The organism is Hymenobacter sp. DG25A (assembly GCF_001280305.1).
Classification (GTDB): Bacteria; Bacteroidota; Bacteroidia; order Cytophagales; family Hymenobacteraceae; genus Hymenobacter.
This window is the reverse complement of the sequence record NZ_CP012623.1, coordinates 2,601,321-2,612,803: the sequence shown is the minus strand read 5'-3', so window position 1 is coordinate 2,612,803 and position 11,483 is coordinate 2,601,321. Positions and strand designations below refer to the sequence as shown.

Sequence of the window (11,483 nt, the reverse complement as noted above, 5' to 3'; positions counted from 1 at the left end):
GATTCCTGCTTAAGGTATAAGTGGGACAAGTATTCCCGGGGCGCGGCGGCGGCTGTTTCAGAAACATCCAACCTGCTGCCGGTTGCCTGGTGGGGGAATCACTTAGTACTGCCTTAAAATCCTAAAGTTTCATGCCTGGATTTTATTGTCCGTAAATCAGTATTTATACGGATGAGCTTCTACGAAATAACCCGGTTAGGTGGATTAGGGTAGCCAGTGGACAGACCAGCGGACCTTTTGTAGGAGCTTAATAAGCCAGCATAAAGTCTTGCTTCACTGCTTTGTTATTGCTGTAGTATTCTGTTTTGCAGCACTTTGTATAGATAAAATAGGGCTTTGAGCCCCCTCTACCAAGACTGGCAGCGCAAGCCTTAGCGCCCGTCCCTACCTTTGCGCCATGCGCGTTAACTCTAAACTTCTCATTGGCCTTGGCCTGCTGCTGATACTGGGCTATTTCCTGCAGGATATTGTCTTCAACGACAACGACTATTTCCTGCGCCTCCGTAAAGCCCGCCAGGAAAAAAACGCCAGCTTCCACCGGTCAACCGGCTCGCCCCTGGACCAGAAGCAGCGCGACGGTTTCGACAGCCTGCGCTATTACGCCCCCGATAAAACCTACCGCGTAGAGGCGAAACTGGAGCGCTTCGCTAAACAGGATACCATGTTCATACCCCTCACCGATGGCAAAGCCGACAAATACCTGCGTTGGGGCCGCGCCGCCTTTGAGGTAAACCAGCAACCCCAGCAGCTTACCCTGTTTCTGAAAGCCGACGGCCAGGACTCCACGCTATTTATCCCGTTCACCGATAAAACCAACGGCTTCAGCAGCTACGGCGGCGGCCGTTACCTCGATGCGGCCCTGCCCGCCGCTGACTCCCGGGAAATAGAGCTGGATTTTAATCAGGCCTATAATCCCTACTGCGCCTACAATAACGGCTATGCCTGCCCCGTGCCCCCGGCCGATAACCGCCTGGCCGTAGAAATCAGAGCCGGCGAGCAGGACTTCCACGACCACTCTACCCACGAGTAGGATAGTACTCAGTACCGCAGAGTAGCGCGAAGCTCCGGCTTCGCGTACTAGCAACGCGAGTAGTAGGCGCCTGCTAATGTATAGTCCAACGCGTAGGAACTCGCTTCGCTCCTACGCGAAGCCGGAGCTTCGCGCTACTCTATGCGCTACTCTATAACCCGCCGCCCCAAATCCTTACCTTTGCCGCGCCTGCCAGCTCCTTCCGCGCCTGGCAACTGGCAACCGACAACTGACAACTGAGATGAAAATATCCCTTGACTGGCTCCGCACGCTTATCCCTACTGACAAACCCGCCGAGGAAATCGGGCAGCTGCTCACGGGCTCCGGGCTGGAGGTAGAAGGCATTGAAGAGCTGGAAAGCATCCCCGGCGGCCTGCGCGGCCTAGTGCTAGGCACCGTGCTCACCTGCGAAAAACACCCCGACGCCGACAAGCTCAGCCTGACTACCGTGGATGTGGGCGACGAAACCCCACGCCAGATTGTGTGCGGCGCCGCCAACGTGCGCGCTGGCCTGAAAGTGGTAGTGGCCCTGGAAGGCGCCATGCTCTACCCGGCCCAGGGCGAGCCGTTCAAAATCAAGAAGTCCAAAATCCGCGGCGCGGCTTCGGAAGGCATGATCTGCGCCGAGGACGAAATCGGACTGGGTACCTCGCACGAGGGTATTATGGAGCTGGATACCGACCTGCCCAACGGCACCCCCGCCGCCGACTACTTCGGCCTGGGTTCCGATTCGGTATTCGAAATTGGCCTGACGCCGAACCGCGCCGATGCGGCCTCGCACTACGGCGTGGCCCGCGAGCTGCGCGCCCTGCTGCGCCAGCCCTGCCACCTGCCCGATATCAGCCAGTTCCACGCGCCCGCCACGGCGGAGCAGAATATTGCTGTGGTTATTGAAGACACCGAGGCCAGCCCGCGCTACGCAGGGCTGCTGCTGGAAAACGTGCAGGTAGGCCCGTCGCCGGAATGGCTGCAGCGCCGTTTGCGCAGCATTGGCCTGTCGCCCATTAATAATGTAGTAGACGTCACCAACTTCGTGCTGCACGAGCTGGGTCAACCCCTGCATGCCTTCGATGCTGACCAGATTACTGGCCATACCATCCGCGTGAAGCGCGCCGAAGCGGGAGAGAAGTTCACGACCCTGGACGGCACCGAGCGCACCTTGAAAGGCGAAGACCTGGTTATTGCCGATGCCAATGGCCAGCCGATGGCCCTGGCTGGCGTATTCGGCGGCAAAACCTCCGGCGTTTCCGAGCAGACTACCCGCGTATTCCTGGAAAGCGCCTACTTCGCGCCGGCCGTGGTGCGCAAAACCAGCCAGACGCATCAGCTGAAAACCGATGCCTCCTTCCGCTTTGAGCGCGGCACCGATCCACACATGGTGCCCATTGCCCTGAAGCGCGCCGCCCTGCTGCTGCAGGAAGTGGCCGCCGCCACGGTAGCCGCTCCCATTGTGGATGAATATCCCCACCACATCGGCCACAACCTAGTACGCCTGCGTTTGCCGCGGGTAGAAAAGCTGGTAGGTCAGTTCATTGCCCCAGAGCGCATCCGCCAGATTTTAACTGATCTGGATATCCTGATTTCGGAAGAAGGCAAGGACGAGGCGGGCCACGCGGAATGGATTCTTTCGGTGCCGCCGCACAAGGTGGATGTAACCCGCGAGGCCGATATTATTGAGGAAATTCTGCGCATTTACGGCTACAACCACGTGGTCCTGCGGCCGCATAACTCCGCTACTTTCCTGGCGCAGTTTCCGAACCCCGATCCGGAAATCATCCGCCAGAATACGGCCCGCCTGCTCAGCGGACAGGCTTTCTCAGAAATCATTACCAACTCCATTACCAACTCGGCTTACTTTGAGAAGGAAGGGGAGCCGGTGGAAGAGCTGGTGCGCCTGCTCAACTTCAACAGCGCCGAGCTGAATGTAATGCGCCCGGCTATGTTGTTCAGCGGCCTGGAGGTGGTGCGCTACAACGTGAACCGCCGCCAGCGCGACCTTAAGCTGTATGAGTTCGGGAAAACCTATCGTCAGAAAGCCGGGGGCCAGTACGAGGAGCAGAACAAGCTGGTGATTTACCTCACGGGCAACACCGCCGCCGAAACCTGGCAGCAGAAGTCGGACAAATCCTCTTTCCACCAGCTGGCCGGGGCCGTGCAGCAGGTGCTGGCCTCGCTGGGCTTTGCCGCGCCTACCTCACAGCCGGTGCAGCACCCGTACCTGGCGGGCGGCCTTACGCTGCTGGCGCAAAACCAGCCCGTAGCGCAGCTAGGCGCCGTATCAGCCGCCGTGCTGAAGCGCATGGACGTGAGCCAGCCAGTGTGGTACGCCGAGCTGGACTGGGACTGGCTGATGCGCAAGTACAAGAACACGCTGGTGGCCCGCGAACTGCCCAAGTTCCCGGAAGTGCGTCGCGACCTGTCCTTGGTAGTCGATAAAACCGTCACCTTTGACCAACTGCAGCAGATTGCCCGCCGCACGGAGAAGAAACTACTCCAGCAGGTGAATGTGTTTGACGTGTATGAAGGCGACAAGCTGGGCGCCGACAAAAAGTCGTACTCCGTGAGCTTCCTGCTGCAGGATCCCACCCAAACCCTCACCGACCAGGCTATTGATAGCGTGATGCAACGACTGATTCAGCAGTTTGAGCAGCAGGCCGGGGCGCTCATTCGAAAGTAAAATTGTCAGGAACGTCCATCATGCTGAGCGGAGTCGAAGCATCTCGCGTGCCGAGGTTGTGGTGCTAACTATTTACCACACTAGCGAGATGATTCGACTCCGCTCAGCATGACCGTTCTACACTTGCCCCAATGCCGGGTAGTTAAAGCCCAACTTTAAGCAAGTAGTATTAGAGCCCGTAACTTCGTCTTACATTAGCTCCAAAATATTTCCCCGTCCATGGCCTCCACTCAGCAGCTTGCTCAACTCGACCGCCTAGAGCGGCAGGTAACCACGTTAGTGGCTGCCTATCAGCAGTTGCGCGAGGAGCTGGCCGATGCCCAAACCACCATTCAGCAGCTGCGCGCCGACGTGCGCGACCGGGAGCGGCAGTTGAAGGATTTCCAGAATCAGGAGAATATTACTAAACTTGTACATACCATAGCAGGGGAACCTGCCAATGCAACAGAGCTAAAACAGCGACTCAACGAATACATCCGCGAGATAGATAAGTGCCTTGCCTATTTGAGGGAGTAAAACACCATCAACCTACCGCCTACTGATACCCATGTCCGACTTATCCATCAAAATTCGCGTCGCCGACCGGGATTACCCCATGCGGGTAACCCCCACGGAAGAGGAGCGCCTGCGTATGGCAGGCCGGCTGCTCAACGACCGGATCCGGGAATTTCGCGAACAGTACGGCATCCAGGACAAGCAGGACTTGTTGGCCATGATTGCCTTATCCACCATGGCTGACCGCCTGAAGGTTAGTAAGGAAAAGGACGGCACCGACGCAGCGCTGACGGAGCGCCTGTCGCGCCTGGACCAGCTGCTTTCCTCGCTCGTGCTCGACTAAGAGCCGGGCGTTTGGCCGAACAATCGGTTCGGTTGCAACGGGCTTTCGCTAAGCCCTTTGTGCCTGTTGTAGTGGCATTCTTTTGCTGTGGCTTTGTTCTTTATTTCAAAAACCATAGCCATGCCCGACATTTTGTATATCGTGGTGGCGGCCGTAGTAGCGTTAGCCCTGGGCGTCTTTATCGGACGACAGCTGGCTGGCAAAGCCCGGCAGGACCACGAGGCCAATGCTAAAGCCCGCGCCCAGCAATTGCTGGAGGAGGCTGAAGCCAAGGCCAGCCGCATCCGCGACGAGCGGATCCAACAGTCGAAAGACAAGTTCCGCAACCTCAAACAGGAGTTTGAGCAGGAGAGCCGCCGCCAAAAACAAGCCCTGGACCAGGAGCTGATTGAGCGCCGCGCCGCCGTAGTAGAGCAGGAGCAAAGCATTAAAAAGCTGAGCGAAACCACGCAAAAGCAGCTGGAACAGCTGCAGCGCAAGGAAAAGGACCTCGACACCACCCGCGAAAAAATTGAAACCCAGGCGCAGCAGCTGCGCGAAAAGCTGGAAGGCCAGGAAGAGCGCCGCCAGCAGGCCCACGATGCCCAGATAGCCAAGCTGCAGCAGAAAGAGCACGATGCCGAAACCAAGCTGCAGCAGGTACAGCAGCAGCTGGAAACGATTTCGGGCCTGACGGCCGCCGAAGCCCGCGAGCAGCTGGTAGAGTCGCTGAAGAACGAAGCCCAGATTCAGGCGTCCAGCTACATCAAAGATGTGGTGGCCCAGAGCAAGCTCACGGCTACCAAAGACGCCAAGAAAGTGGTGCTGGAAACCATTCAGCGCACTGCTGCCGAGCACGCCATTGAAAACTGCGTGTCCATCTTCAACATCGAATCAGACGATGTGAAGGGCAAGATTATCGGCCGCGAGGGTCGGAACATCCGCGCCCTGGAAGCCGCTACCGGCGTGGAGATTATTGTGGATGATACGCCCGAGGCTATCATCATTTCCGGCTTTGATCCGGTGCGCCGCGAGGTGGCCCGTCTTTCCCTGCACCTGCTGGTGAAGGACGGCCGGATTCACCCGGCCCGCATTGAGGAGATTGTGGCCAAAACCCGCAAGAACATTGATGAGGAAATCGTTGAAATCGGCGAGAAAACCATCATCGACCTCGGCATTCATGGTCTGCACCCGGAGCTGATTAAGATGGTGGGCCGCATGCGCTTCCGCTCATCTTATGGCCAGAACCTGCTGCAGCACTCCCGCGAAGTAGCTAACCTCTGCGCCACCATGGCCGCCGAGCTGGGCCTGAACGTGAAGCACGCCAAACGTGCCGGCCTGCTGCACGACATTGGTAAAGTAAGCACCGAGGAGCCCGAGCTGCCCCACGCCATTCTGGGCATGGAGATGGCCAAGAAGTACAAGGAGCATCCCGACGTGGTAAATGCCATTGGCGCCCACCACGATGAAATTGAGATGACGGCCATGATTTCGCCGCTGGTGCAGGCCTGTGACGCCATTTCCGGCTCGCGCCCCGGCGCCCGCCGCGAGATGATGGAAAGCTACATCAAGCGCCTGAAGCAGCTGGAAGAAACCGCCGTTTCGTTTGATGGGGTGTTGCAGTGCTACGCCATCCAAGCCGGCCGCGAGCTGCGCGTGATGGTAAATGCCGACAACGTAACCGACGACCGGGCCCAGGAGCTGAGCTACGAAATCTCGCAGAAAATCGAGAAGGAAATGCAGTACCCCGGCCAGATCAAGATTACGGTTATCCGGGAAATGCGCGCTGTGGCTTACGCCAAGTAAAACGGCGAAACTGTATTTCATTAAAAAGCCCCCGCAGCGTTAGTTGTGGGGGCTTTTTGTTGGTAGCCCGTAGGTTGATATGCGTCAATACCTTCTATCTTGCTTCAAATTAGCTGGTTCACGTTGTATTATTTCTACTGATGAATTCTCATTATTTCCGGGCAGCTTGGAGCATAGTTCTCTTAGGGTTAGCAACCGGCTGCAGTATTTATGCACCTATGTTGCCTATTGCGCCCGTGTTGCGGGATAAAAATCAGGCCGAAGTAGCGGCAGCAGTGCACATTAATGGCCGTATACAGGGTAATATAGCCTATTCGCCAATCCGACATTTATTGCTAACAACGGCTGGAAGCTATCAGGAAAGAGGATCTACTGAGGACACAACGCATTTTTATAATCGTCAATACGAAGTAGGGCTTGGTAGTTATTGGCCGGTAGCTAAATCCTGGTTGTTCAGCGGACAATTGGGTTATGGACAAGCGGAAAGCCAACGGGGCTTTAAAGGAATAAGAAATTTTCTGGTGTCGGATCCCGGTTACGATAAGTATAAAACCCATTACAACAAGTTTTACGGGCAGGTAGCGGCCTCCGTGGATATAAAAAGAGTAACCCTGGGGCTTTCGTACCGTCGCACTTGGATAGATTTCAAGTCGCTTACCTATAATGGCGAACCGTTGCCTTTTCGCCGCATGATCCGGGATGAGCCTATGTTTTTACTGCGTACCGGTATCACCCGCCAAACAGCCTCTTTTCTGAAGCTACAGGCTACCCTGGGTTGCTCTTTTAATTCCGGTAATGGATTGGATAACGCTGATGATTTATTAAACCGGCATAGAGTACATGTACGGGAAGACATGCTCACTTACAGTATAGGGCTAATCTTTCACCCACACTTTTTGCCAAAGCGCGCTGAGTAGGGAATATTTCTGAAAGGAAGCAGGGGTGCTAAACATCCGGATCAATTACTTCTGCTTTAGATAGCGAAACACATTATTCAACCCCTCCGCCCAGGTAGGATGCGCAAACACCATATCCTGCAGCTGCTGGTACCGTAGCCGCCCGGCCATAGCCAGCTGAAACATGGCCATGATTTCGCCGCCCTGCTCACAGAAAATGGCGGTTCCCAGTATGCGGTCCTGCTTATCAATCAGCACCTTCCAGAAGCCGGCGGTCTGGCCGGTTTCACGGGCGCGGCCAATGGTTTTCACGGGCAGCTTGGCTACGCGGTAGTCAATTCCCTGCTCCCGCGCCTGCTGCTCTGAGAGGCCAATGCGGCCTAGCTGCGGATGCGTGAAGATAACGTAGGGCAGGGGCCGGTTTTTGGCCGAGCGACGCTGGCCGTGCAGCAGGTTGTCGCGCACCACGCGGTAGTCGTCGTAGCTGATGTGGGTGAACTGGGGGCCGCCGTGCACATCACCCAAGGCATAGATGCCGCGTACATTAGTTTGCAGGCGGCTGTTTACCTGGATATACCCTTGGTCATCGGTTTTGATGCCAGCGGCTTCCAGGCCCAGATCATCGGTGTTGGGCTGGCGGCCGGTAGCTACCAGCAGGTGAGTGCCCGTAATGCGGCGCTGGCCGGAGTGGGCTTTTGCTGTTACCGTAATTGCCCCTGCTTTCTCAGGCTGCGAAACCCGATGCGCCCTGGCCCCCAGCACGAATTCAATGCCCATTTCTTCCAGCATGTGTTGCAGAGCTTCGCTGACATCGGTATCCTCGTGCCCTAGCAGTTGCTTGCTGGAATCAATAATGGTAACGCGGCTGCCGAAGCGCCGGAACATATACCCAAACTCTACGCCGATATAGCCGCCACCCAGAATGACAAGGTGCTCGGGCAGCTCGCGCAAATCCAGCAGTTGGGTAGGGGTGAGGTAACTGGTCTTCAGCAGGCCTTCTATCTCTGGAATAGCGGACCGCGTGCCAGTATTGATGAAAATGAGGGGAGCAGTAATTTCCTGGGTTACGAGGCCGCCGCTCATCACCTGCACAGTGCGGGGAGCTGTGAAAGTGGCGTGGCCGTGCAGCACCCGGATATTGGGGTGCTCAGGAGTGAGGTTGTGCTGCACCCCGGCGCGCGTTTTTTCGATGATGGCATCTTTGCGGTCCATGGCGGCGGCTAGGTCCAGCACCGGCGCGGCTACCTGAATGCCATAAGCGGCGGCCTCCCGAATCTGCTGCAGGCGTTCGGCGGTGGTCAGCAGGCCTTTGGTGGGGGAGCAGCCGAAGTTGATGCAGGAGCCGCCCAGTAGGTGTCGCTCTATCAGAATAACTTTTTTTCCGGCATCGGCCAGACTGCCGGCCAGTGGATTGCCGGCCTGGCCGGAGCCAATAATCAGCGCGTCGTAGGAAAGGCGTTGCAGAGCCATAAGCAGCAGGGAAGTACAGGCGCGAAAAACAAATGACCCTTCCTTACGGCACAAACTCCGCCGTGGCTACACAACGAAACGGGCTTTTCGTCGTTGTGCCCCATATCATTGCCATTGCTCAGCTTATGACTACTTCCTTACGCGTCCTTTTTTCTGTTTGCCTGTTGGGGTTGGCCAGCTGCCGCTCCATGTATTTCCCGCCTACCCCCAATGCCCCCATGCTGACCCAAAAGGGCGAGTTTAGTGGCGGCGCCCATGTCAATTTCCAGGGCAATTTCACGGCCCAGGGCGCGTATGCCGTTACAAACGGGCTGGGCGTCATCGGCACGGCATCCTTTCTGCACACCGATAAAAAGCGCAAAGCCCTCGACCATGACTTTGCTGAGCTGGGAGCAGGGTACTTTACCCGCTTAGGCGACCACCGCGTGATTGAAGGCTACGCCGGCTACGGCTTCGGCACCAGCGCCCGCACCGAGCGCGACGGGGACGGCATCACAACGGAGCGCCTCGATGCCAAGCTGGAAAAGGTATTCGTGCAGGTGAACTACAGCTCCAAAGACAGCAAAGTGGTGCGGGCGCTGGGTCGCGAATGGCCCATCAGCTACGGCACGGCCCTGCGCGTAAGCTTCATGAACATGTATGACTTCAAACTGAACGGAGTGCCCGGCCCCAACGAAAAGAACATTCTCCTGGAGCCCATTACCTGGACGCGCGTGCAGCTGGCCGGCCCCTTGCAATTTCAGTTCATCAGCGGCAGCAACTTTGGCCTGCGCCACCGCAAATACATGAAAGCCTCTAACTCCGTCTTTAATTTCGGCCTGCTGATGAATATTGGCGGACAATCGGGGAAGCGGTAGCTGCTTGACGTCGAGCTATATATTTTATATTAGATTTTTAAAGATGCAGAATGAATGATAAGAATAAATAAGCGCCGGTGGCTGATAGGGGTAAGTAGCTGTTTGTTGCTGGGTAGCTGGCAACAATCCACGGCTGTTGTACTCGATACCAGAGCCTATACACTCGGCCTGATTTCGGACTACATAGGCCGGTCCATTGTACCTACCAGTTCGCAGATGCGGCACCGTATCGATTCATTTTATCAGGATGAGCAGCCGCTCATAGATGTTTTGGGAACGATGCTACGGTCTGACCATTACGCGTTCAAGCTGGCACCTAACTATCAGGCAAATTGTTTGAACTGCCACGAATTTACCATACTTACATCACCCAGGCTAGCGGCGCAACTAAACAGCAGTTATCGTTTTCAGCGTATTGGCTGGGATGAAGACGAGAATAAAACCTATATGGGGCAGCTGTCAAAACCAAGGCTATATAACGACCAAGCGAGGCTCTCATTTGTTGCGGGAGCGTATGCTCGCTACGGTAGTCATCAAGCGGATAGTTTTTTTATCTCTTTAGCTAACTCCACCAGTAAATACTCCTTGTTGCTTAAGAGCCTGAAGCAGTTAGGGCAAGAGCAAATAGTCGCTAACATGCGCCCAGGCGTACCAGTCAGTCAGCGCATTGCCTTTGTGCCGGAAGGAAAGCTACGGCAATACCTGCAAGCACAGAATCCTATTGTTGATTCCATCCAGGCGCGCAATGCTCGGCGGAACCGATGATCAGGGACAGTAAAATGTCGGATTAGAAACCTGCTGCGGTAACTTGAGCCCAATAAAAAAGCCCCGACTCACGCCGGGGCTTTTTTTTATTTACTCGAAAGCAATACTGCTAACGCTTCTACTTGCCGCCCAGTACGCGCAGCATGGTGTCACCAATTTCAGCGGGCGAGTCCACTACGTGGATACCGCACTCGCGCATGATGGCCATTTTAGCAGCTGCCGTGTCGTCGGCACCGCCTACGATAGCACCGGCGTGGCCCATGCGGCGGCCGGGAGGGGCCGTTTGGCCGGCAATAAAGCCAACTACGGGCTTCTTGTTACCGGTTTCTTTAATCCAGCGTGCGGCTTCAGCTTCCATGCCACCGCCAATTTCGCCAATCATCACGATGCCCTCGGTTTCGGGGTCGTTCATGAGCATTTCTACGGCTTCTTTGGTGGTGGTGCCAATGATGGGGTCACCGCCAATGCCGATGGCCGTGGTCTGGCCCAGGCCAGCTTTGGTTAGCTGGTCTACGGCTTCGTAGGTCAGGGTGCCCGACTTGGACACGATGCCTACGCGGCCTTTCTGGAAAATGAAGCCGGGCATGATGCCCACTTTGCACTCGCCGGCCGTCATCACGCCGGGGCAGTTAGGCCCAATCATGCGCAGCCCGTCGCGGCCTTTCAGGTATTCCTTTACCGCAATCATGTCCTTGGTTGGAATGCCTTCGGTGATGGTAACGATAACCTTAATGCCGGCATCAGCTGCTTCCATAATGGCATCAGCGGCAAAAGCTGGTGGCACGAAAATGATGCTGGTATTGGCACCGGTTTTCTCTACGGCGTCGGCCACGGTGTTGAACACGGGGCGCTCCAGGTGCTGGGTGCCTCCTTTGCCGGGCGTTACGCCGCCCACCACGTTGGTGCCGTACTCAATCATCTGCTGGGCGTGGAACGAGCCTTCGGAGCCGGTAAAGCCCTGCACAATCACTTTAGAATCCTTGTTGACCAGAACACTCATAGAGGTGGGGTTAGCGGAAATGCGGGTTGAGGGTGGGAATGCCCGGCGGCCCAGGTGGGTTACCGGTCCGCAAAAGTATGCTTTTTTAGGTGTAGCGCGAAACGGCATTTCCACCGTGTACAGGAGGCCGGTGCCGCCTCTGTTTAGGGCTCCCATCTGAAATCC

10 protein-coding genes are annotated in these 11,483 nt (G+C 56.3%); 8 read left to right on the top strand and 2 right to left on the bottom strand.

The annotated features are described in order from the left end of the window. Positions 1-397: 397 nt before the first annotated feature. From AM218_RS11180 to AM218_RS11155, 6 genes are all read left to right on the top strand, one after another. Positions 398-1,030 carry a DUF1684 domain-containing protein gene (locus AM218_RS11180; protein ID WP_054413936.1) on the top strand — a complete coding sequence of 211 codons (633 nt, stop codon included), beginning with the start codon at positions 398-400 and terminating at the stop codon, positions 1,028-1,030. Positions 1,031-1,271: 241 nt separating this feature from the next. Continuing rightward, entirely contained in the window at positions 1,272-3,707 is a 2,436-nt protein-coding gene (pheT, locus tag AM218_RS11175) for a phenylalanine--tRNA ligase subunit beta (protein WP_054413935.1), read from the top strand. Between the two features lie 219 nt (positions 3,708-3,926). Then, positions 3,927-4,223 carry a hypothetical protein gene (locus AM218_RS11170; protein ID WP_044512044.1) on the top strand — a complete coding sequence of 99 codons (297 nt, stop codon included), beginning with the start codon at positions 3,927-3,929 and terminating at the stop codon, positions 4,221-4,223. Positions 4,224-4,254: 31 nt separating this feature from the next. Then, positions 4,255-4,545: a cell division protein ZapA gene (locus AM218_RS11165; RefSeq protein WP_044512045.1), complete on the top strand. Its 291-nt coding sequence runs from the start codon at positions 4,255-4,257 to the stop codon at positions 4,543-4,545. Between the two features lie 120 nt (positions 4,546-4,665). Then, complete coding sequence (gene rny / locus AM218_RS11160; protein ID WP_054415528.1) at positions 4,666-6,330, top strand: ribonuclease Y; 1,665 nt, start codon at positions 4,666-4,668, stop codon at positions 6,328-6,330. A 140-nt stretch (positions 6,331-6,470) separates the two neighbouring features. After that, the gene (locus AM218_RS11155; protein ID WP_157547635.1) at positions 6,471-7,247 is read left to right on the top strand and encodes a hypothetical protein; all 777 of its coding nucleotides are present in this window, start codon (positions 6,471-6,473) and stop codon (positions 7,245-7,247) included. Positions 7,248-7,292: 45 nt separating this feature from the next. Here the strand turns inward: AM218_RS11155 and AM218_RS11150 are convergent, their stop codons facing one another. Beyond that, positions 7,293-8,696, bottom strand: coding sequence for a mercuric reductase (locus AM218_RS11150; RefSeq protein WP_054413933.1), 1,404 nt, complete (start codon positions 8,694-8,696; stop codon positions 7,293-7,295). A gap of 125 nt (positions 8,697-8,821) precedes the next feature. Here AM218_RS11150 and AM218_RS11145 point away from each other — a divergent pair, with 125 nt between their 5' ends. Both AM218_RS11145 and AM218_RS11140 read left to right on the top strand, forming a co-directional pair. Beyond that, on the top strand, positions 8,822-9,553 hold the full coding sequence (locus tag AM218_RS11145; RefSeq protein WP_071843899.1) for a hypothetical protein: 732 nt from the start codon (positions 8,822-8,824) through the stop codon (positions 9,551-9,553). A 216-nt stretch (positions 9,554-9,769) separates the two neighbouring features. Continuing rightward, on the top strand, positions 9,770-10,318 hold the full coding sequence (locus AM218_RS11140) for a hypothetical protein (RefSeq protein WP_157547634.1): 549 nt from the start codon (positions 9,770-9,772) through the stop codon (positions 10,316-10,318). A 118-nt stretch (positions 10,319-10,436) separates the two neighbouring features. Here AM218_RS11140 and sucD read toward each other — a convergent pair whose 3' ends face one another. After that, positions 10,437-11,318 (bottom strand): succinate--CoA ligase subunit alpha, encoded by an 882-nt coding sequence (gene sucD / locus AM218_RS11135; RefSeq protein WP_054415526.1) that lies wholly within the window; start codon positions 11,316-11,318, stop codon positions 10,437-10,439. Between the last annotated feature and the right edge of the window lie 165 nt (positions 11,319-11,483).

What these genes read in the sequence shown, in the direction of transcription:
- AM218_RS11180 (WP_054413936.1), top strand. Translation starts at nt 398, where the DNA reads ATGCGCGTTAACTCTAAACTTCTCATTGGCCTTGGCCTGCTGCTGATA.
- pheT (WP_054413935.1), top strand. Translation starts at nt 1,272, where the DNA reads ATGAAAATATCCCTTGACTGGCTCCGCACGCTTATCCCTACTGACAAA.
- AM218_RS11170 (WP_044512044.1), top strand. Translation starts at nt 3,927, where the DNA reads ATGGCCTCCACTCAGCAGCTTGCTCAACTCGACCGCCTAGAGCGGCAG.
- AM218_RS11165 (WP_044512045.1), top strand. Translation starts at nt 4,255, where the DNA reads ATGTCCGACTTATCCATCAAAATTCGCGTCGCCGACCGGGATTACCCC.
- rny (WP_054415528.1), top strand. Translation starts at nt 4,666, where the DNA reads ATGCCCGACATTTTGTATATCGTGGTGGCGGCCGTAGTAGCGTTAGCC.
- AM218_RS11155 (WP_157547635.1), top strand. Translation starts at nt 6,471, where the DNA reads ATGAATTCTCATTATTTCCGGGCAGCTTGGAGCATAGTTCTCTTAGGG.
- AM218_RS11150 (WP_054413933.1), bottom strand. Translation starts at nt 8,696, where the DNA reads ATGGCTCTGCAACGCCTTTCCTACGACGCGCTGATTATTGGCTCCGGC.
- AM218_RS11145 (WP_071843899.1), top strand. Translation starts at nt 8,822, where the DNA reads ATGACTACTTCCTTACGCGTCCTTTTTTCTGTTTGCCTGTTGGGGTTG.
- AM218_RS11140 (WP_157547634.1), top strand. Translation starts at nt 9,770, where the DNA reads ATGCGGCACCGTATCGATTCATTTTATCAGGATGAGCAGCCGCTCATA.
- sucD (WP_054415526.1), bottom strand. Translation starts at nt 11,318, where the DNA reads ATGAGTGTTCTGGTCAACAAGGATTCTAAAGTGATTGTGCAGGGCTTT.